At 23.0% G+C, this 22,334-nt stretch carries 24 protein-coding genes and 1 tRNA gene; 23 read left to right on the top strand and 2 right to left on the bottom strand.

Annotated features, from left to right (window positions below; all coding sequences use genetic code 4):
- Positions 1-202 precede the first annotated feature (202 nt).
- Positions 203-1,423 carry a putative manganese transporter gene (locus tag X271_RS00755; RefSeq protein ID WP_025208561.1) on the top strand — a complete coding sequence of 407 codons (1,221 nt, stop codon included), beginning with the start codon at positions 203-205 and terminating at the stop codon, positions 1,421-1,423.
- Positions 1,424-1,426: 3 nt separating this feature from the next.
- Here X271_RS00755 and X271_RS00760 read toward each other — a convergent pair whose 3' ends face one another.
- Positions 1,427-2,524, bottom strand: a complete 1,098-nt coding sequence (locus tag X271_RS00760; RefSeq protein ID WP_025208562.1) for a YitT family protein — start codon at positions 2,522-2,524, stop codon at positions 1,427-1,429.
- Positions 2,525-2,584: 60 nt separating this feature from the next.
- Positions 2,585-3,871 (bottom strand): CNNM domain-containing protein, encoded by a 1,287-nt coding sequence (locus X271_RS00765; protein WP_025208563.1) that lies wholly within the window; start codon positions 3,869-3,871, stop codon positions 2,585-2,587.
- A gap of 137 nt (positions 3,872-4,008) precedes the next feature.
- Here X271_RS00765 and X271_RS00770 point away from each other — a divergent pair, with 137 nt between their 5' ends.
- The 22 genes from X271_RS00770 to X271_RS00875 all read left to right on the top strand — a co-directional run bounded on the left by X271_RS00770 (position 4,009) and on the right by X271_RS00875 (position 22,333).
- Positions 4,009-4,884 (top strand): hypothetical protein, encoded by an 876-nt coding sequence (locus tag X271_RS00770; protein ID WP_025208564.1) that lies wholly within the window; start codon positions 4,009-4,011, stop codon positions 4,882-4,884.
- A 26-nt stretch (positions 4,885-4,910) separates the two neighbouring features.
- Positions 4,911-6,272, top strand: a complete 1,362-nt coding sequence (gene ffh, locus X271_RS00775) for a signal recognition particle protein (RefSeq protein ID WP_025208565.1) — start codon at positions 4,911-4,913, stop codon at positions 6,270-6,272.
- A gap of 108 nt (positions 6,273-6,380) precedes the next feature.
- Positions 6,381-6,632 (top strand): 30S ribosomal protein S16, encoded by a 252-nt coding sequence (gene rpsP / locus X271_RS00780; RefSeq protein WP_436967322.1) that lies wholly within the window; start codon positions 6,381-6,383, stop codon positions 6,630-6,632.
- A complete protein-coding gene (gene rimM / locus X271_RS00785) occupies positions 6,601-7,140 on the top strand; it encodes a ribosome maturation factor RimM (protein ID WP_158380599.1) in 540 nt (179 codons plus the stop codon). Before rpsP ends, rimM begins: the two co-directional genes overlap by 32 nt.
- 2 nt (positions 7,141-7,142) lie before the next feature.
- A complete protein-coding gene (gene trmD / locus X271_RS00790) occupies positions 7,143-7,808 on the top strand; it encodes a tRNA (guanosine(37)-N1)-methyltransferase TrmD (RefSeq protein ID WP_025208568.1) in 666 nt (221 codons plus the stop codon).
- Positions 7,809-7,828: 20 nt separating this feature from the next.
- Entirely contained in the window at positions 7,829-8,197 is a 369-nt protein-coding gene (rplS, locus tag X271_RS00795; RefSeq protein ID WP_025208569.1) for a 50S ribosomal protein L19, read from the top strand.
- A gap of 281 nt (positions 8,198-8,478) precedes the next feature.
- Positions 8,479-9,714 carry an aminotransferase class V-fold PLP-dependent enzyme gene (locus X271_RS00800; protein WP_025208570.1) on the top strand — a complete coding sequence of 412 codons (1,236 nt, stop codon included), beginning with the start codon at positions 8,479-8,481 and terminating at the stop codon, positions 9,712-9,714.
- Positions 9,674-10,087 (top strand): iron-sulfur cluster assembly scaffold protein, encoded by a 414-nt coding sequence (locus tag X271_RS03095; RefSeq protein ID WP_025208571.1) that lies wholly within the window; start codon positions 9,674-9,676, stop codon positions 10,085-10,087. The genes X271_RS00800 and X271_RS03095 overlap by 41 nt, the downstream gene beginning before the upstream one ends.
- Before the next feature lie 3 nt (positions 10,088-10,090).
- The gene (gene uvrC / locus X271_RS00810) at positions 10,091-11,701 is read left to right on the top strand and encodes an excinuclease ABC subunit UvrC (protein WP_025208572.1); all 1,611 of its coding nucleotides are present in this window, start codon (positions 10,091-10,093) and stop codon (positions 11,699-11,701) included.
- 36 nt (positions 11,702-11,737) lie between these two features.
- Complete coding sequence (locus X271_RS00815; protein ID WP_025208574.1) at positions 11,738-12,460, top strand: energy-coupling factor ABC transporter ATP-binding protein; 723 nt, start codon at positions 11,738-11,740, stop codon at positions 12,458-12,460.
- A 9-nt stretch (positions 12,461-12,469) separates the two neighbouring features.
- Positions 12,470-13,285, top strand: a complete 816-nt coding sequence (locus tag X271_RS00820) for an energy-coupling factor ABC transporter ATP-binding protein (RefSeq protein WP_025208575.1) — start codon at positions 12,470-12,472, stop codon at positions 13,283-13,285.
- The gene (locus X271_RS00825) at positions 13,276-14,079 is read left to right on the top strand and encodes an energy-coupling factor transporter transmembrane component T family protein (RefSeq protein WP_025208576.1); all 804 of its coding nucleotides are present in this window, start codon (positions 13,276-13,278) and stop codon (positions 14,077-14,079) included. Before X271_RS00820 ends, X271_RS00825 begins: the two co-directional genes overlap by 10 nt.
- Before the next feature lie 14 nt (positions 14,080-14,093).
- Complete coding sequence (truA, locus tag X271_RS00830; RefSeq protein WP_025208577.1) at positions 14,094-14,846, top strand: tRNA pseudouridine(38-40) synthase TruA; 753 nt, start codon at positions 14,094-14,096, stop codon at positions 14,844-14,846.
- Between the two features lie 133 nt (positions 14,847-14,979).
- Complete coding sequence (gene rplM, locus X271_RS00835) at positions 14,980-15,429, top strand: 50S ribosomal protein L13 (RefSeq protein WP_025208578.1); 450 nt, start codon at positions 14,980-14,982, stop codon at positions 15,427-15,429.
- A gap of 8 nt (positions 15,430-15,437) precedes the next feature.
- Positions 15,438-15,818 carry a 30S ribosomal protein S9 gene (gene rpsI, locus X271_RS00840; RefSeq protein WP_038462227.1) on the top strand — a complete coding sequence of 127 codons (381 nt, stop codon included), beginning with the start codon at positions 15,438-15,440 and terminating at the stop codon, positions 15,816-15,818.
- 75 nt (positions 15,819-15,893) lie between these two features.
- A tRNA-Ile gene (locus X271_RS00845) sits at positions 15,894-15,970 on the top strand.
- 48 nt (positions 15,971-16,018) lie between these two features.
- Positions 16,019-16,777, top strand: coding sequence for a GTPase (locus X271_RS00850; RefSeq protein WP_025208580.1), 759 nt, complete (start codon positions 16,019-16,021; stop codon positions 16,775-16,777).
- A gap of 43 nt (positions 16,778-16,820) precedes the next feature.
- Entirely contained in the window at positions 16,821-17,582 is a 762-nt protein-coding gene (locus X271_RS00855; protein ID WP_025208581.1) for a DNA-processing protein DprA, read from the top strand.
- Positions 17,567-19,579: a type I DNA topoisomerase gene (gene topA / locus X271_RS00860; RefSeq protein ID WP_025208582.1), complete on the top strand. Its 2,013-nt coding sequence runs from the start codon at positions 17,567-17,569 to the stop codon at positions 19,577-19,579. Before X271_RS00855 ends, topA begins: the two co-directional genes overlap by 16 nt.
- Before the next feature lie 122 nt (positions 19,580-19,701).
- Positions 19,702-20,661 carry a 30S ribosomal protein S2 gene (rpsB, locus tag X271_RS00865; protein ID WP_200864065.1) on the top strand — a complete coding sequence of 320 codons (960 nt, stop codon included), beginning with the start codon at positions 19,702-19,704 and terminating at the stop codon, positions 20,659-20,661.
- Between the two features lie 14 nt (positions 20,662-20,675).
- Entirely contained in the window at positions 20,676-21,566 is an 891-nt protein-coding gene (gene tsf, locus X271_RS00870; RefSeq protein WP_025208584.1) for a translation elongation factor Ts, read from the top strand.
- A 38-nt stretch (positions 21,567-21,604) separates the two neighbouring features.
- Entirely contained in the window at positions 21,605-22,333 is a 729-nt protein-coding gene (locus X271_RS00875; RefSeq protein ID WP_025208585.1) for a uridine monophosphate kinase, read from the top strand.
- Position 22,334: the final 1 nt, after the last annotated feature.

A 22,334-nucleotide genomic window follows, 5' to 3' on the forward strand; every position in this document is an offset into this window, starting at 1 on the left:
TTGATTTAAAAATGAAAATAATTTATAATTATTTTGCAGCTAAATTAAAACAGCAATGTTAAGATATAGCCTTTAATAATATAAATTATTTTTTATTTTTCCACTTTTAAATACCATCTTATTTATTTTAAAAAAGATAAATTTCTAATACTATTTTTATTATTTTTTTTTTAAAAAATAATCTAAAAAGGATTTTTATTTTATGAATGAATTAATGCAAATATTGATTGATTCTACTGATACAACTATAATCGATATAATGGTTTGAGTTTCACTTTCTCTTATTTTGTTTGAAATGATTAATATTTTCACAAAAGATAGATTTTATAGTGCGATTGAACATACAAAAAAAGCTCAACCTTTTTTAGGAGCTTTATTAGGATCTTTTCCTGGTTGTTCGGGACCAATCATTGTAACAAATCTTTATAATAAAGAGAAAGTAACATTTGGAACCTTATGTGCTTCTTTTATTGCAACATTTGGAGATGCGGCTTTTGTTTATCTTGCAAATGATTGATTATTTTTTATACAATTATTAATTGTTTCTTTCATCGTAGGAATTATGATGGGATATATGATAGATTTTACACCCTGAGGTAAAAGATTATCAAAATGATTAAAAAAAGGAACAAAGGAACCTCCTGTATATGGAATTGATATTCAAAAAACAAAAGAAATTACACCAGAATATTTTTTAATTATTGATCGATATATAATGCCTTTATTTTTCTTTTCTTTTCTTTTATTTGTTTTCCCAGAAACAATCTATATTGTAAGTGGACATGTAGATGATCAAGGAGTTATAATTACTAATTTATGAGGTTCTGGATTTGAAAAATATATTGAAATTACAGAATATATTGTTTTTGCAATGGTTATTTTTTTCTTAGTTTATTATTTTATTAGAAAATATTATTTTAAAAAATATTCTGATTATAGATTAAGAGAAAATCAAACAAAAGAGAGATACTGTGGAAAAGGACAAGTTTGTGTAATTGCAAAGCATCATTATAAATCATTAAAAAATGAAATGTATAATGTTTATTATGATTCGTTCGTTGATTCAATGTTTATTATGCTTTGGGTTTTTGTAGGGGTCACAATTTTTACATTTCTTTATGATCCATTTCAAGATGCTTGAAATAGTTTCTTTATGTTGGGTGGAGGAGCAGTAAGTGTTCTAATTGGTGTTCTAATTGGAATGATTCCTGGTTGTGGTCCGCAAATTGCTTTTGCAAACATTTTCTTTCAATCTAATGGGGCAATCAGTAGATCAGCAGTAATGGCTAATTCGATTAATCAAGATGGAGATGCAGAATTTCCTCTTATGACAACTAATAAAAAAACATTTTTTACAATGGGATTATTACATTCAATTCCTGCTCTGATAGTTGGATTCGCATTTCTTCCTTGATATGGCTAGCAATTATTCATCTTTTTCTTTTTTTATATTATGTTCTTTGCTATGTTTTTTCTTTTGCTTGATATCTTCATTAGTAACTGGATTTCAATAAACTATTTTTTTTGTTTTTACTCTTGCTACTTCTACTGCATCAATAAATACATTAGGATCAATACTTTCGGCAAGATTTATTACATCATCAATTTCTTCAATATTTACAATTATTTTTAAAATTCCTCTTGTTTTTTTTGAAAATCCTCCTGTTACTAATTCAATTGTGTGTCCACGGTGATAATTAATTTCATTTAATTTATCAGAAATTTTTCCATACTTTTCAGAATTTATATTTAATTGGAATAATTTCTTTGTAGAGTAAATTTTTGAAACAATTAAAGAATAAGTACCTATGAAAATTAGTGAACCAATAATATAAGGTCCAAAAAGAACATCAGTAATATAATTATCTACTACTTGATCACTTACATAAGGTTGAACAGATAATCAAATAATGGAATTAACAATTGATATTAAAAATAATACTTTTGCAATATTTAATCTTTTTTCTCTACTAAGATATCTTACGATTGGATCTAATCCTAGTGAAGTTGCTCCTTTTATAAAAATAACACCAAGCGAAATTCCATATATAATTCCAGCCATAAATGCTAAAATGAAAACTCTAAAAGTATTTAGGATATCATAGTTGGGATTTGTTTCATCTATTGCAGGAATAATTTCAATATCTTTTATTACAGGAATATATGAAATTGCTAATGATACAACAAGTGTAACTGTAAATACATAAAGAGAATATCCCAATAATTTTCTTCCATAAAATTTAAAAGTAAATATAATAATTGGAAGATTTATTAAAACATTTATTATTCAATAATAAAGAATAATAAATTCATCTGCTTGTCCAGTACTTGCAACAATTGTATATGAGATACCTTGAGCAATTCCAGCAGCACCAGCTGAAATAATTCCTGATTCAATTACAAAAAAATTTACAGCAAAAGCAAGACAAATTGAAGCAAAAGTAAGAACTAAAATTCCCTTAATTTTTTTGTTTTTTGTTACTTTATTAAGATTTAATTTTGTTGCTACAAGTAACTCATTCATTTAATTCACTATCCTTAAATAAAGGTATATAAATAATATTAGCACTAAATAATATAAATTTTAAATTATTATATCTATTTCAATAATTATTTGATTTTTTTGATTGATACTATTTTTATCTTCTTTTATTCAAACTACAATATTTCTGAAATAATATTTTTCCCCAATTTTTAATTTTTTGATTTTAAAATTCTCTTTTAATCAATCTTCGATTGATTGATTATTATTTTCTATTTTTATTACACCGGAAATTTTTGGATTATTTTTTAAATATTTATCGTAAAAATCATAAATTTTAACATTAGGGTTAACTAAAAAATTATTTTCACTTAAAAGATAAATTCCTTCTTTTGTTATATCTTCATCATCATATAATTTTCCAACAATAGTTTCCAAAATATCTTCAATTGTAATAATTCCGATAAATTTATTATTTTTATTTACAATGATTCCGATTTTTTGTCTTTTGCTTTTAAGTTCATAAAAAATTTCTCTTAAAAATTCATTTTCTTTAAAAATTTGGAAATCTAAAATAAATTTATCAAGATTAGAATTTTCTTTTTCTTTTAAATAATTTATCAAGAATTTTTGTGTATTTAAAATTCCAATTATTTTTTCTGTTTTATGATCAAATAATGGAACCCTAGTTACATTTATATTTTCTATTTTTTCAGCAAGATTTTCTTTTGATGAATTAGCATCAAAATAAATTGCATCCTTTTTACTAATCATTACTTTTTTGGCAATAGTTTCATCTCAATCTAAAATAGAAGTAATAATTTCTTGATCTCTTTTAGTTGTAATTCCAGTTTTTCCGGCTTCATTTATTGCGTAACGAAGCTCTCCTTCGTTTTGAAAAATTCTTTCGTTTTCGTCTTGTTTTACAAGTTTTTTAAGAGGAAGAGAAATGGGTTTTAAACTTCAATTTAATCAATATATTACACTTGAAAAAACTATTGCTCCTCTTTCGGGATATTTTTTTCCTAAAAATTTTGGAATAAGTTCACCAAAGATAATAATTAAAATAGTCATCAATATAAATGAGAAAAAAGCACTAAGAAAAATCATATCATTAAATAAGAAACTAAATCATACAGTTGAAATAGTTGAAAGCAAAACATTAACTATATTATTATAAATTACAAGTGAAGTTATAATTTCGTTGTAATTATTAATAAATCCTAAAACTTTATTTGCTCTTTTTTTATAGCGATCTTTTTTAAGATATGTTTCTAAACGAATTTTATTAATTGATGCTATTGCCATTTCAACAAAGGCAACTACTCCTGAAGCAAAAAGTAAAAGAATAATTATAAGTGGGGGTAAGATATATTGTACAAATATCATTTATTCCTCTATTTCTTTAACTAAATTTAATATTTTATAATAACTCATAAATAACTAATTTATTATATAATAAAAGAGTTAAAAGATTTAATTATTTTGCTTTAAATAATCAAAAAAACATTATTTTTAAGACAAATATGAATGAAAAAATAGAAAAAAAGAAAAAGAAATCTAAACTTATAAAACTTAATAAAAAGGGAATAATTATAATCTCAATTATTTTAATAATTTTAGCAGTTATAATTTCGCTTTCTGTTTATTATGGAACAAAAGATTATCGTCCATATCCTCCTAATATTACAATTTATAAAAAATCAAAAAATTTTGATAAAGATATCAAAAGTGTTCAAAAAAGAATTAATAATCAAGATAATATTGAACAAGAGATAACAGGAATTGTTTTTTTTTCAAGAAATGGGCAAAATAGTAATTATGCTTTTTATAATGATAATGATAAAAAAGATAAGGATTATTCAATAGATGATGGTCCCTTTTCACAATATCTTGTTAATTTTAGTCCAAATTCTGATTTTAAATGATATGGATTTATGACTGGTGAAGATGAAAATATCAGAACATTAATTGAAGATTTTATGATTGATAAAAATAAGGATTTAGATGAAAATAATCCTGATTATGATAGTAAATTAAGATATGAAAAGGTTTATTTTATAAATGATTCAGATAGTGCTTCTGAATCAATTGCTGATGATTATTATGATCCTTATTATCTTAGTGTTAATTCGGATGATACTTTATCATTGAGACCAATTTCTCCTTCTACAGGTCTTACGAATACAATTACTTGAATGTGATTTGTAAATAATCCTGATCCTAATAATGTTGAAAATGGGAACGAGGATTATATTTTGGTAGCAAATGGTGATCAATTTGTTTATACTGAAACAGATGATGACGGAAATGAAACGATAGAAATTAGAGATTTTAGTGAAGATTATTTTAAAAACATTGAAATAGCAATTGAAAATAATTCATTTAAATTTACTGAATAAAATATTTAAATAAAAAGGAGCAAAATATGGCATTTAATTTTATGCAAAAACGACTAGAAAAAGTAATTCATAAGGTTCAATCAAAAGGACTTTTAAGTAAGGAAAATATAAGTGAAATTCTAAAAGAAGTAAAATTAATTTTACTCGAATCAGATGTTAATCTAAAAGTTGTTGATGATTTTATTTCTTCTATAGAAAAAAAAGCTATTGGAAAAGTTGTAGATACAGATCGGACTTCTTCACAAGAAATTCTTAAAATTATTTATGATGAACTTGTAAATATTTTAGGAAAAGAAGCCAAAACTTGAAATTATCAATCTAGATCTGTTGTAATGATGGTTGGATTACAAGGTTCAGGAAAAACTACTACTGTTGCTAAACTTGCAAATAATCTTGTAAAAAAACAAAAGAAATATAAAAACCCTTTATTAGTGGCTTTGGATATTTATCGTCCAGCAGCAATCGATCAATTAGAAACATTAGCAAAAAAAATAGATTTTCCTTTTTATGCAGAGAGAAATGAAAAAGATGTAATTAAAATTGCAAAAAATGCTTTAAAATTGGCTGATAAAAATAATCATGATTTAATTATTTTAGATACAGCGGGTCGTTTACAAACTGATCAAAAATTAATGGACGAATTAAAAGAGATTAAAAAAATTTTTATTCCTACTGATATTATTTTTGTTGCTGATGGATTTTCTGGACAAGAAATCTTGAATGTTGCACAAGAATTTAATAATAAACTTAAATTATCATCAGTAATTGTTACAAAAATGGATTCTAATGCGAAAGGTGGAGCAATTTTTTCATTAGCATACGCTTTAAAATTATCAATATCTTATTTGGGAGTTGGAGAAAAGATTGCTAATTTAGAAATTTTCTATCCTAATAGAATTGCTTCTAGACTTTTAGGATTGGGTGATATTGAAACACTTACAGAAAAAGCTCAGGAATTAGGTGATGAAAAAAGTCAAGAAAAAATGTTTCGCAAAATGATGTCGGGAAAATTTGATCTTGATGATTTATTAGTTTCAATGCAGCAAATGAGTAAAATGGGAAATTTAGGGGCTATTTCAAAACTACTTCCAAGTTTTGGTAAATTAGGAAAAATTTCTGAAGAAAAAATTAATTCAATGGAAACAAAACTTGATATTTATAAAGTTCTTATAAATTCGATGACAAAAAAAGAACGTAAAAATCCTCGTTTATTAAAACATCAAAAAAGAAAAGAACGAATTTTGAAAGGTTCTGGAAGAAGTGCACAAGAATATAATGATCTTTTAAGACAATTTGAAAAAATGCAAAAACAAATTATGCAACTTTCAAAAGTTTTAAAATCAGGAAGAATGCCTGATTTAAGTAAATTAGGAAATGGGCTTTTTTAAGATAAAAAATATTTACTGTTAGGTAAAAAACCCTAACAGTTTTTTTATTTTAATTTATAATATAAATTGGAGGTTAAAAGAGTGGCAGTACGTTTAAGACTAACTAGAATGGGTTCTAAGAAAAAACCATTTTATAGAATAGTTGCAATTGATTCTCGTGTTAAAAGAGATGGTGCTTATATTGAATTAATAGGAACTTACAATCCTTTTACAAAAGAAAAAGTAATCAAGCGTGAAGTTGCATTGAAATGATTAGAAAATGGAGCTAAACCTTCTGATACTGTAAGAGAAATCCTAGCAAAAGAAGGAATTTTAAAAGAATTTCATGATGCAAAAACAATTAGTAAAAAAGCAAAATAGTTTAATTTGATTAGGAACAATTGTAAATACACATGGACTAAAAGGTGAATTAAGAATTCTAAGCAATTCTGATGATCTTAATAAGTCTTTTAAAAAAGGAACGAAAATTTTTCTTGAAAAAAATAATGTACCTTTAATTGTAAAAAATTATCGTCTTCATAAAAATTTTGTTTTAATATTTTTTGAAAATATTGATACATTTGAAGAAGCTTTAAAATTAAAAAATAAAAAGATATATAAAGAAGCAAATTTAAATATAGATGAAGAATTTTATCTAAAAGATTTGATTAATGCAACTGTAATAAATGATGATCAAAAATCTATTGGAATTGTGATTGATTTATTACATCAAATTGCTTATGAAAGTATCATTGTAAAATTATTTTTAAATGAGAAAATAATTAATATTCCTTTAGTTGATGAATTTTTTGTAGATTTTGATTCTAAAAAACATCTTGTTTATGTTAAAGTTAGCGAAGAGTTTATAAATGAAAGTATTAATGAGTAATTATGAAAATAACATTTATTACTTTGTTTCCTGAATATTTTGATTTTTTTAAAACACATAGCATTATTAAAAATGCAATAAAAGAAAAAAAAATTGAAATTGAACTTATAAATCCACGTGATTTTGTATTAGATAAAAATAAACAAGTTGATGATTATATTTATGGTGGTGGGCCAGGAATGTTAATGCTTATTGAACCGGTTGTAAAGGCAATTGAAAAAGCAAAAACAAAAGATAGTTTTATTATATATACATCACCAAAAGGAAAAAAGTTTTCGCAGTCTATTGCAAAAAATTTTGTTTTAAGCCATAAAGATATTATTATTGTTTGTGGCCATTATGAAGGAATTGATGCAAGAATAAAATATTTTATTGATCTTGAAATTTCATTAGGAGATTTTATTCTTACAGGAGGAGAGATTGCAGCAATGGCAATTGCAGATGCAATAATTCGTTTAATTCCTGGTGTGATTAATGAAGATTCTTTAATAAATGAATCATTTGAAAATGATTTAATTGAAAATGATCATTATACAAGACCACGAAAATTTCGTAATTTATCAGTTCCTTCAGTTTTATTATCTGGAGATCATAAAAAAATTGAAAATTGAAGAAAAGAAAATGCAATAAAAAATACTAATCAATTTAAAAAAAATAATAAAAAATAGGAGAAAATTAGATCAAATTTATGGGAGCAAATAATAATTTAATTAATGAATTAACAGTAAAACAATTAAAAACAGATATTCCTAATTTTAAAACTGGAGACACTCTTCGTCTTCATATTAAAATAAAAGAAGGAGCAAAAGAAAGAATTCAGATTTTTGAAGGTTTTGTTCTTAAGAAATCAAAAAATAATTCAATTGATTCAACTTTTACAGTAAGAAAAGAATCTTATGGAATTGGTGTTGAAAAAACATTTCCCATTAATTCTCCTGTTCTTGCAAAAATTGAAGTTATTAAAAATGGTAAAGTACGAAGAGCAAAAATTTACTATATGCGTGAACGTAAAGGTAAATCTGCAAGAATTAAAACAATTGAAAGTAAGAAAAAATAAAATTTATTTATTTACAAATAAATAACTTTTTTTTTTCTTTATAAAGTAATATCATATATATGACGGTTAAGGGGATTTCTGGTATAAGGGGATTTACTTTGATCGTCAATATATAATAATAAATTACATCCCATTGTTATTTACAAATTATTAAGCCTCAATTAACTCTATATTGTTATTTCACTAAATAACCAATTTTACTAATTTAGGAGACTACCGTAATGATAGTCTCCTTTCTTTTTTATATTAAAATTAAATTATTCAACTATAATAAAATCATTATGAAAGAAAATATTCGTAAGGAAATTTTCCCGTTTTTTAAAAATAATCCTAATATTACTTATCTTGATTCAAGCCTTACAACAATTAAACCAAAAGTTGTAATAAATGAAATTAGTAATTTTTATCAAAATTTTCTTCCTACAATCGAAAGAAGTAATAATTTGCTTACAGAAAAGAGTAAAGAATTATTTTTAATATCATTACTTAAAATTGCTCATTTTATAAATTCAAGAACAATAAATGAAATTATTCCTGTTGCAGGAACAACAAACGGATTAAATTTATTAGCTCTTGCTCTTACAGATGATTTAAAAGCAGGAGATGAATTAATTTTAGGAGAATTTGAACATGCTTCTAATTATATTCCTTGATTAGTAATTGCAAAAAAGAAAAAATTGAAAATAAGACATTATAAAATTAAAGAAAATTTTGAATTTGATTATGATCATCTTAAGACATTACTAAATAATAAAACGAAAATAATTGCCATTTCTCATATATTTAATTCAATTGGAATTTTAAATGATCTAAAAAAAATAAAGAAAATAATTGGAGATAATATTTTACTTGTGGCGGATGCCGCACAATCTGTTGGTCATATAAAAATTGACGTAAGAGATTTAAATTGTGATTTTTTAGTATTTGGTGGTCATAAAATGTTTGGTCCAAACGGAATTGGAATTATTTATGGAAAAGAAAAATTATTAAAAAAATTAAATTTATTTAATTATGGAGGAGGAATGTTTCAATATTATGATTTAAATAAATTTGATTATCGAAAATTACCTAATAAATTTTATGCTGGAACACCAAATATTTCGGGAATAATTGGACTTGCAAAAGCAATTGATTTTATAAATTCAATTGGAATTGAAAAAATAAGATCACATAATGAGAAATTAAAATTTTTACTTGAAGAAAAATTAGAAAAAATTAATGATATTATTATTTTAAATAAAAATATTAAATCTTCAATTCTTTTATTTAAGAAAAAAAATATTCATTCTGAAGATATAAATTATGAATTGCAACAAAATAATATTTTTGTAAGAAGTGGTTTTTATTGTGTTAATTATGATAATAAATTATTAAATACAAAAGAACAATCAATTCGTGTTTCTTTTCATTATTATAATAATGAAAATGATTTAAAAAAATTAGTAGATGTAATAAAAAATGGTGGTGATTTTTTAAATGGACTCTTCAATTCAAATAAAAATAAGAAATGTGCTTAGTGATTTTAAATTTAAAAATTTAGAGGAAAAAGATTTTGCAAAATCTTCAGTATATTATCTTACAAATTGTGCAGATAAAATTTATGTAAAAGCAAATATAAAAAAGAATAAAATAATAAAAATTAGTTGAAATGGTGAAGGTTGTTCAATTTCATTTCTTTCATCCGAATTAATTGCAAGATTGATAAATAAAAAAAATGTAAATGAAGCAAAAGAAATTTTAAAAAAATTAAAAGATTTTGCTGATAATGATATTTCTTTACCAAAAGGAGATATTTTTGATCTTTTGGGATTTTTAAAAGAGCACCCAATTAGAAAACGCTGCTTATTAGTAGCAGTAAATTCTTATTTATTGGAATTAAATAAATTTTAAATTATGATTACAAAAAACCAATTAAAAAATGTTCCAAATACACCTGGTTGTTATCTTTGAAAAGATGATAAGGGATTTGTAATATATGTTGGAAAAGCAAAAAAATTAAAGAATAGAATGATGCAATATCTTGATCCAAAAGATATTCAATTAAAAACTAGACTTTTGGTAAAGCAAATTGCAGATTTTGATTATATGCTTGTAAAAAATGAAATGGAATCATTGATTTTAGAATTAGAATTAATCAAAAAATATAATCCAAAATATAATATTAGATTAAAAAATCAACGTTCTTATCCATATATTTTATTTACAAAAGAACCTATGTTTAAATTAGAGCTTACAAATGAAGTAAAGAAAAATAAAAAAAATTTAAAATATTTTGGACCTTTTCCAGATGGCTATTCAGCAAATAAAATTAAAAAAATTATTGAATCAATTTATCCAGTAAGCAAATGTTTAAATCCAAATTCAGGGAAACCTTGTTTGAATTATCAAATGGGGATTTGTCCGGGATATTGTTTTAAAGAAAAAAAAGATATTGATATCGAAAAGATAACAAAAGAAATTGAAAATTTCTTTAAGGGTAATGATTACCAATTAAAAAAAATAATTAATAAAAAAATTAATATTTACACAGAAAAAGAAATGTATGAACAAGCACAAGAGTTATATAATTTATTACCAATATTAGAAAAATATCATCAAAAACAAAAAATATTATTTAATGATAATATTTCAAGAGATGTTTTAAATTTTTATTATAAAGATGATGTTTTAGCAATTGTAATTTTAAATATTCGATATGGTAAATTAATATCAAAAATAACAGAAGTTATTTCAATAAAAAAATTAAATTATCAAAATATTGAAAATTTAATTGAGCAATATTTATATCACTATTATCAAAAAAATTTAATTCCTTCTATTCTTGTTGCTCCTTTTAAAACTGGAGTATTAAAATTAATAAATTTTAAAAAAGTAATAATTCCTAAGCAGGGCCGTTTAAAATCAATTTTAAATCTTGCAAAAAAAGAAGCCGAAGAATTATATAAACAATTAGAAATTAAAGTAAATCAAAAAGAAAATAATTTAAAAAAAGCACAAGATGAATTAGCAAAATTGTTAAAAATTGATAATTTTACATTGATCGAATTATGTGATATTTCTAACTTAGGTGGACAAAATCAAGTGGGTGTTGTTGTTAATTTTTTAAATTTTCAAAAAAATTCTAAAATGTATCGTAAATATATTTTAGATGAATTTCAAAATGATTATCAAGCAATTTATGAAGTTACATATCGTCATTTTAGACAAAAATTAATTAAAAAAGAAGATATTCCTAATTTATATATAGTTGATGGAAAATATCAATTAGATAGTGCTAAAAAAGCTTTAAAAGAATTAAATCTTTTAGAAAAAGTTAAAGTAATAGGTTTGGTAAAAGATAAAAAACATGATACTGGAAAAATAATTGTTGAAAAAAATCAAGAATATTTAATTAAAAAAAATTCAGAAATTTATCTTTTATTGGGTGGTTTTCAAGATGAAGTACACCGCTTTGCAATTACTTTTTATCGAAAAAAACAACAAAATAAATTATTTAATAAATAAAAGAATGATTAAATAATTTATAATATTTTTCAAGATATGGAGATAAAAATAACAAACCTTACTTTTATTTATAAAGATAATTTAATATTAAAAGATATATCATTTTCCTTTACAGATAAAGATTATATTGCTTTAATTGGTCGAAACGGATCAGGAAAATCAACTTTAATCAAAATATTAAGTGGAATTTTAAATTATACAAATGGTTTCATTGGTCAAAAAATTGAAACTCATAATAATCTTTATTTTTATAAAAAATTAAAACACAAAGAAATAAGATTTGGTTTTATTGGAATTATTTTTCAAAAACCTGATAATCAAATTGTAAACTCAATTGTCGAAAATGATATTGCTTTTGGTTTGGAAAATAATTTATATAAGCATAATGAAATGCACTCAATTGTTGATAATATTTTAAATTTTTTAAATATTTCAAGATTAAAAAAAAGAGATGTAAATACTCTCTCGGGTGGTGAAAAGCAATTAATTGCAATTGCTTCAATGCTTGTTTTAAAATATAAATTTCTTCTGTTTGATGAAGTTACTTCGATGTTAGATATTAAAAATACTAATTTTGTTGTAGATAAAATTAAATATCTACATTCACAAAATAATTGTGGAATAATTTTTGTAACTCATAAATTACACCTTTTAAAATATGCTGAAAAAACTTTAATTTTAGATCAAGGAGAAAAAGTTTTTTTTGATAAAACAATAAAAATAACAGAAGACTTATTAAATAAATTTAAATTAAATTAGATCAGAAATATGATTATTAAAATTAACAATTTAAGTAAAAAAATAAATTCTCATAATAAAGAAAAAGAAATATTGCAAAATATAACTTTTTCACTTCCAAAAAATAAAATTCTTACAATTGTTGGAGAAACAGGATCAGGAAAATCTACATTAGCAAAAATAATTGGTGGATTTTCAATTCCCACTTCAGGTTCAATAAATTACAATTATCAATTTTTTACTTATTCAAAAAGTAAGAAAAAAATAAAATATAAAAATCTTAAAATAGTAAGAGAGTTTTCGAAAATAACATTTCAAGATTCTAATTTACAATTTTTCAAAAAAAATATATGAGATGAAATTAAATTTGGTTTTAAAAATTTAGGATATAAAGACGAAAAACTTGATCAAAAAGTAATTGAAGTTTTTAATTTTTTAGAATTTCCTGAAAAATATAAAAAAACTAATCCAAATAATCTTTCGGGTGGAGAACAAAAAAAATTGTTAATTGCAATTATTGCTTTTTTTCCTTCTAAATTATTAATACTGGATGAACCGACAGCAAATATGGATAATTATAATCGAATTGAAGTTTTAAATTTTATTAAAAAAATTCTTAAAAAAAATAAAACAATAATTATAATTACGCATGATTTAAGAAATTTAAGTTACTCTGATTATTTACTTTTTTTATGTAAAGGAAAACAAATAAGCTTTAATAAATGTTCATTATTATTGAAAAATCAACAAAAATTAAATAATATTCTTCTACAATCTAATTTAATACAAGAAAAGGATCTTAAAAAAGATATTTTAAGAGAGATAAATAAATTGCCATGGAAATAACATATGATATTCTTTCTAAAAAAGATTTTAATTCATTTATTGATAAAATAAATCCAAGAGCAAAATTTATTGTTTATTTTCTTATGATAATTTTGGTTTTATTTGCTCCTGGATTTATTTATGATCAAGAATTATGGTTTTATAGTGAAGATTGATATTTATTGGGAACTTTTTTTGCTTCAATTTTATTCGCTTTAATTGTAAAAACTCCCTTTAAAACTTATCGAAATTTATTTTATTATTCAATATTCACATTTATAATTTTTTTTATTTTAAATTCCTTATTTTTCTTAGATGCAAAAAAAGGATTTATTCTTACATTTGAAATTACGATAAGAATTTTTATTTTATTATTAATCTCTTCAATTTTAATTTTAAGTTCTACGCAAAAAGAAATTTCTGATGCAATTAGTTTTTTTATCTATCCATTAAGATATATAAAAGTTCCCGTAAATGAATTTTCTTTAATTATTACAATTGGATTAAGATTTCTTCCACTTATAATTTTAGAAGCAGAACAGATTTTACAATCATTATCAACAAGAGGAATTGATTTTTATTCATCTTCTTTTAAAATAAAAATAAAAGCTTTTTTTGCCTTATTTAATCCTTTATTTATTTCTGCTTTTGATCGCGCTAATAATTTATCATATGCTCTTTATGTGAGGCAATATCAAATTGGTAAAAAAAGAACACAATATAATTCCTATAAATTTAATTTAATAGATTTTTGTTTTATCTTTTTCTTCATTGTTATTTTTGTAGTTGGTCTTACTTTTATTATTTTAATTTAAAATAATAATTAAATATGAAAACAAAACTGTTACTTAATTTATGATATGATGGAACTAATTTTTTTGGTTGAGCAAAGCAACCAAAAGTGCGTACAATTCAAGGAATTTTAGAAGAATATAGTAAAAAATTTTTTCAAGCAAATACAAAAGTTTTATCTTCAGGAAGAACAGATCGTTATGTTCATGCTTTTGATCAAATTGTTACTATTGAATTTAATTCAAAACAAAAGGTTACAAAAAAAGATATTAAGAAATTTAAAAATTTGATAAATGCTATTTTTAGTGATTTAAAAATCAAAAAAATAAAGTTTGTTGATAATGATTTTTCTATAGGGTTTTCAGTAAAAGAAAAAACTTATCTTTATAAAATAAATACAAAAAAATCAAAAAGATCGGAAAAGTTAAAAAATTATCAATATAATTATTATCAAAAAATTGATTATTTAAAACTTAAGGAAGATTTAAAATATTTTATAGGAGAAAAAAATTTTGCTTCATTTACAGGAAAAGAAAATTATCAATCATATGTTCGTAAAGTAATTTCCATAAAAATTTATAAAAAATATAAAGGAAAAATTTATATTGAAATTACAGGAAAAGGTTTTATGAGATTTATGATTAGAAATATTATCGGTTCAGTTTTAGCTAAGAATCGTAATAAATATTCAGAAGAAGAATTTAAAGATTTATTTCTAAATCCAAAAAGAGGTAAAAATCATTATAAAGCACCAGGAAGTGGACTTTATCTTAAATCTGTAAAATATTAAAATATACAATAGTATAATTAATTGCTTTTATGTATAATATTAACTATAAGTTTTCGGTATTATCCCACACTAATACAATTATTGATTTTAAATTAAATAAAAAGAGAAATAAGGAAATAATAAAATATTAATAATGAGACAGACAAAAATGGCATTCAATAATCAAATTGAAAAAAAATGATATTTGATTGATGCAAAAGATTTAGTTTTGGGAAGAATGTCTACAGAAATTGCCAAAATTATTACAGGAAAAAATAAAAGTTCATATACACCTCATGAAGATCATGGTGATTATGTTATTGTTATAAATGCTAATAAAATTTATCTTTCTGGTAATAAATTAGAACAAAAAAAATATTATAATCACTCTGGCTATCCTGGTGGATTAAGAGAACGAAAAGCTTCTGAGATGAAAGCAAAATATCCGGAAGAAATGGTTTATCGTGCTGTTTGAGGAATGGTTCCTCATAATAAATTAGGAAGAAAACAAATTAAAAAATTATTTATTTATCGCGATGATAAACATCCTCATCAAGCACAAAATCCCGAAAAATTAGAAATTAACTTAAAGAAAAATAATTAGGAGCTAAAATGTATCAAACAGTTGGAAAAAGAAAAAGTTCAGTTGCAAGAATAACTATGGAAAAAGGAACTGGGAAAATTATTGTAAACAAAAAAGATATTAAAGATTATTTTTCTCAAGATACTTTAGTAAATGAAATTAAGCAAGGCTTAATAATAACTGATACTGAAAAAGATTTTGATATTGTTGCAAAAGTTTCTGGAGGAGGATTTTCTGGACAAGCAGGTGCTTTGAAACATGCTATTGTAAAAAGTCTTTTACTTGTTTCAGATGATTATCGTAAACCTTTAAAACAAGCAAAATTAATTAGTCGTGATTCAAGAGTAAAAGAACGTAAAAAATATGGGCTTAAAGGAGCAAGAAGAGCTCCACAATTTTCAAAAAGATAGATTTAAAAATTTACCATTTTGGTATAATTTGTACGTTGGTAAAAGTTTTGTTGGTATATCTAAAACCAACTAAACGGAACTGTAGCTCAGTTGGTTAGAGCACACCGCTGATAACGGTGAGGTCGGTGGTTCAAGTCCACTCAGTTCCACCATTTTTTATTTATTTGTAAAGATTTAAAGCAAATAAGAAATGGTTATTTATGAATAAACAATTGCAATGATTTCCTGGACATATGCAAAAAACCTTAGATCAATTATTTGATTTAAAAAAAAACATTAATTTAATTATTGTTGTTTTAGATGCAAGAGCACCAAAATCATCTTTTATTGATATTTTTGGTGATTTTTTAAAAGATAAAAAAGTAATAATTTGTTTAAATAAAAGAGATCTTGTCTCAAAAGAAAAACTTAAAAAATGAGTAAATTTTTATAAAAAAAAATTTACCGATGCAATTACTATTTCTTTGAAAGAAGAAAAAAACTTAGCAAAAATAAACTTATTTAAAATTTTAAAAAAATATCAAAAAGAAAATTTTTATACCAAAGTAATTGTTATTGGAATTCCAAATGTTGGTAAATCAAATTTACTTAATGTTTTAATTGAAAAAAATTCTGCAAAGGTACAAAATATTGCTGGAGTTACAAAAAATTTAGGTTGATATCAAAAAGATCAATTTCTATTTTTAGATACCCCAGGAGTTTTAGTTCCAAAATTTGAAAATGATTTAATAGGAGCAAAAATTGTTTTAATTGGAGGAATAAAAATTAATTTAGTTCCAATTGAAGAAGTTATAAGATTTATGTTTGAAATATTTAAGGAAAAAAATATTTTACTTCCTTTTGCTTCTTTTGAAGATTTACAAAAAAAAATAAAAATTGAAAAAGAGCAAACAAAAACTTATTTAAATTTAATAAATGATTATCAAAAGGGAAAATATGGAAAATTTATCCTAGATTAATGAGATTTTTAATATTAATTAAATAATATTAATTCTGATTGTTATGCGAGAGATTTTACTTTACTTTTCTGTAAAATATTATGGAAATTGAGACAAAATATATAATGCTTTAAAAGCAAAAGAAAATATTGATTATTCTTTATATAAGCAAATTATAAATAGATATAAAAGAAAAAAATACGTTACAATTATTGATGAAAATTATCCTAAAAATTTAAAAAATATTGCCTTTCCTCCTTTTGTTTTATATTATCAAGGAAATTTTGATTTGTTGATGAAAGAGAAAATTATCTGAATTTTTGGAGCAGAAATTCCAGAGACAAAATATAAAGAAATTTATAATTTAAAATTAGAATTTGATCAAAAAGATATAACATTAATTATTGGTCAATCAAATTTTTTTGAAAATATTTTTTTGAAAAATTGTAATTTAAAAAAGATGATTTTAATAAAAGATTCAGGAATAGATTCTCAAATAATAATTGATTTTGAATTGGAAAAAAAAATTCTTAATAATAATTCATTAATAATTTCTGAATCTCCTGATTATATTTTACCTACAAAAAAGCAATGATATAAGAGTAATAAAATAAAAATTGGATTGTCAAATGGAATTTTTTTATATAATACGAGAAAAGAAAAAGATATTTTTAATGTTATTTCTCATGTAATTTTAGAAAACAAGAAAATTTATTGTTATTTCAATCATTTTTTTGATAATAATTTGAATTTTGAATTGATAAAGCATGGTGGAATAGAAATAAATAATATTGGAGAACTTATTAAAAAATGACAAAAAAATTAATAATTGTAGAATCCCCTAATAAAATAAATAAAATTCAAGCATATTTAAATGATTACTATGGAAGAAATGAATTTAAAGTAATTGCTTCAATTGGACATGTTCGTGATCTTAGAAAATATGGAACAAAAATGGGTTTAGGAATCGATTTAGATTTAATGGAACCTATGTATGAAAATATAACTGCAAAAAAAGAAGTTATAAGCAATATAATTTCAGAAGTAGAAAAAGCAAAAGTAATTTATTTAGCAACTGATCCTGATCGAGAGGGGGAAGCAATTGCTTGACACATTACACAGATATTACCCCAAGAATTATTAAAAGATAAGAAATTTTATCGAATAAATTTCAATGAAATTACAAAAGATGCAATTTTAAATTCATTAAAAAATCGCGGAGAATTAAATAAGAATTTAATAAATTCACAAGAAGCAAGAAGGATGCTTGATCGGATTATCGGTTTTCGTTTGTCTTATATCACAAATAAAAAATTAAAGGCATCAAGTGCAGGTAGAGTTAAATCATCAGTTTTAAAATTAATAATTGATCGTGAAAATGAAATTAAGAGTTTTAAAAAAGATTATTGATGAACAATTGAAGCTTTATTTAATAAAAATAAAATATTAATTAATTCTACAAATGATTTTAAAGAAATAAATTATAAAAGTGAAAAAGATGCAAAAAAGATTCATGATGATCTTACAGAAAAATTTGTTTTTATAAAAAATCAAAAAAAGGAAACAAAAATTATTGCTCCTCAACCCTTAGAAATGTCTTCTTATCTTATGGCTGCTTATAATATGTACGGATTAACTAATAGACAAGCAACAGCCGCATCACAAATTCTTTATGAAAAAGGTCTTATAACTTATCCAAGAACTGATTCACAACGAATCAGTTCAAAAAAATTTATTAAAGATGCAAAAGATTTTTTAATTGAAACATATGGGGAAAGATATTATTCAGGTTTGAGAGAATTTAAAAAGGTAAAAAAAATCACATCACAAGATGCTCATGAAGCTTTAAGACCAACTGATTTACGTGTACGTAGTCATGTTTTAAATTTAAGAGAACATACTTTAATAGAAAAAAAGGCTTATGATGTTATTTGAAAAATCACAGCAAAAGCATTCTTGAAAGATGGAATAAATTTAATTGTTAAAAATCTTTATGATAACAATAATCATAAGTTTGTTACAAAAGAAACTTTATTTAAATTTTTGGGATATCGCATTATTGATAAAGAGGTTTTTGAAAAAGAAACAATTTTGCCAGCAACAAAAGAAATTTTGGTTAAAAAAAGAAATATTGAAATAAAAGAACATAATACTCAACCTCCTGCAAGATATAATCAATCATCAATCATTAAAAAAATGAAAGAAGAAGGGATTGGCCGTCCATCTACTTATTCAACAACAACTTCTGGTCTTTTAAGATATGGATATATTGAAAGACAAAAAGGAACTTTAATTCCTACTGACATTGGTGATGAAACAAATAGATTATTGTTATCTAATTTTTCAGAATTAGTAAATGAAAAATATACAGCAAAAATGGAAACAAATCTTGATGAGATTGCTGAAGGTAAAATAGAAAAAGAAAAATTTTTAAGTGATTTTTGAAAAGAATTTGAGCCACAAGTTCAATTTGTTGATGAAACCATTCAAGTTAAATTACCTGAATATTTAGATGAAAAATGTCCGCTTGATGGTGGTCAATTAATTTATAAAAGATCAAGATATGGTAAATTTATTGGTTGTGAAAATTATCCAAAATGCAAATATATTCGTAAAATTGAAAATAAGGATAAATTCGAAGCAATTACCTTAAAGGAAAATTGCCCAAAATGTAAAACAGGAAATCAAATAATTAGAAAATCTAAATTTGGTAATTATTTTATTTCTTGTACAAATTTTCCAAAATGTAAATTTATAATGGATAAAAAAGAAGCAGAATTAATCATTAAAAAAAATCTTTCTAATCTTAAAGAAAAAAAATAAATTTGTTAATTTGATATAATTTTTAGAAACAAAACAAAAAAACAAACATATGAATTTTTAAGTAGTGCTTTTTAGTTCTTAATTTTGAAGTATGTTGATGAAAAACTAGGAAATATTAAAAAATGATAAACGAACAAGAAAATAATTCAGAATTATTACAAAACGAGAATTTAAAAACTAATAGTAATGATAATTCAGATAAAAAATTACCTTTAATTGCAAAAGAAAAATTATTAGAAGCAGGAGTTCAATTTGGTCATAAAACACAACGTTGAAATCCAGCAATGAAACCATTTATTCATGGTGAAAAAAATGGAACTCATATTATTAATCTAAATAAAGTTAATGCATCTTTAAATGTTGCTTATAATGCAATTAATAAAATTGCGGCAAAAGGCGGAAAAGTTTTATTTGTAGGAACAAATAAACATTCAAAAAAAACAATTAAAGAAAATTCTTTACGTGTTAAAACTTTTTATGTTAATGAAAGATGATTAGGAGGGACATTAACAAATTTTAAAACAATTCAAAATTCTGTTCGTCGCTTACGTTATCTTGAAAAATTGGAAAAAGATAATTTTGCCGGATATACAAAAAAAGAAGCAGTTAAATTACAAAAAGAATTAGATAAAGCAGAATCTATGCTTGGCGGAATTAAATTTATGCGTAGATTACCAGATGCAATTTTTGTAACTTCAGTTAGTGATGAAAGAATAGTAATAAAAGAAGCAGATAAATTACAAATTCCTGTAATTGGGATTGTAGATACAAATTGTAATCCTCGTGATGTTAAAATTCCAATTTTTGCAAATGATGATGCAAATAAATCAATTTCTCTTATTACAACAATTATTGCAGATGCAATTGCAGATGCAAAAGGAGAAGAACGTAAAGCAGCTTTTTTAGATAAAGATGCTGTAGAGTTTATTGGTCTTGAAAAATCTACTTACCGTAAAACTAATTTTAGAAATGCTTCTTTTGAGCAAAATTCTGATCAAAGACAAAAAGATCAAAGATCATATAATCAAAATTATAAAAATCGTACAAATTTAAAAAGAGAAAAGGTAGATCGAAAATTTTAATTAAATAATTTGAAATGAAAAAAATAACTATTGAAGATATTAAAAAATTAAGAGAAAAAACAAACGCTGGATTAATGGAAGTTAAAAAAGCTTTACAAAAAGCAGAAGGTGATTTTGAAAAAGCAATTAAATGGTTGCGTGAAAAAGGATTAGCAAACGCAGCAAAAAAATCTGATAGAGTTGCTGCAGAGGGTGCAATATTTATTTTAAATAAAGAAAATAAAGTTGTAATTTTAGAATTGAATTCTGAAACAGATTTTGTTGCAGTAAATAAATTATTTATAGATTTTGGAAATAAAATTTCTCAATATATTATAAATACAGATTTTAAAGAAAAAAGCTTAGAAGAATTTAGAAAAACAATTTTTGATGGAGAAAAAATAGATGAAAAAATTGCTTCTCTTACTACAAAATTAGGAGAAAAAATTAGTTTAAGAAGATTTGATCTTTTCGATGTTGAAAATTATCAATTTTCTACTTATCTTCATGTTAATAAAAAAATTGGTGTTATTGTTATTGCTAAAAATGTTGAAAAAGATCTTTTAAAAGATATTGCAATGCAGATTGCTGCAATGAATCCGGAATATTTAAGTTTAAAAGATGTTCCAAATGATAAAAAAGAAGAAGAATATAAAATTGCTCGAAAAGATTTAAAAGATACATTAAAAGGTAAACCAGAAAATATTCAAGAAAAAATAATAAGCGGAAAAGTTAATAAGGTTTTATCAGATTTAATATTGGAAGAGCAAACATTTGTAAAAGATAATAGTAAGAAGATAAAACAATTATTATCAAAGAATGCAAAATTAATTTCATTTATTCGTTATGAAGTTGGAGAAGGAATAGAAAAGAAAATTGAAAATTTCAAAGACGAAGTAATGAAACAAATTAAAAATAAAGAGTAATATACTCTTTATTTTTTTATAAATTTTAAGAGGAAGCAATGATTAATAAAAAGGAACGTGTCATTTTAAAATTATCAGGAGAGGCTTTAACAAATTCAAGTGAAAATATTTATTCAATAGATATTTTAAAAAATATTACAGAACAAATTTCTTATCTTATTAAAAATTATCAATTAAAAATTGGAATTGTAATTGGAGGAGGAAATATTTTTCGTGGTTCATTAGCTAAATCATTAGGTATGATTAAAAACGAAGAGTCAGCAGATCATATGGGAATGCTAGCAACAACAATTAATGCAATTGCTTTAAATATTTATTTAAAAAATGCAAAAATTAAAAGTATTGTATTAAATGCAAGAGAAATAAAAGGTTTATTGAATCAGCCATCAGAAGAAAAAATTTCAGAAGAATTTATCAAAAATGATGTGATAATTTTTGGAGGCGGAACAGGAAAACCTTATGTTTCTACTGATACTGCAGCAGCTTTAAGAGCAATAGAAAGTAAATCATCTTATATTTTGATGGCAAAAAATAATATTGATGGAATTTATGACAAGGATCCCAATCATTTTACAAATGCAAAATTTTTTAAAAAACTAACTTTTAAAGAATTTATTGATCTTAAATTACAAGCAATAGATCATCAAGCATTACAAAAATTAGAAGGTACGGATATTAAAATAATTGTTTTTAATATGAATGGTAAAAATAATATAATAAAATTATATGAAAATAAATTAAAAGCAAAAACAATATTAACAAAGTAAT

The sequence above is a fragment of the Candidatus Hepatoplasma crinochetorum Av genome (assembly GCF_000582535.1).
Classification (GTDB): Bacteria; Bacillota_I; Bacilli_A; order Mycoplasmatales; family Hepatoplasmataceae; genus Hepatoplasma; species Hepatoplasma crinochetorum.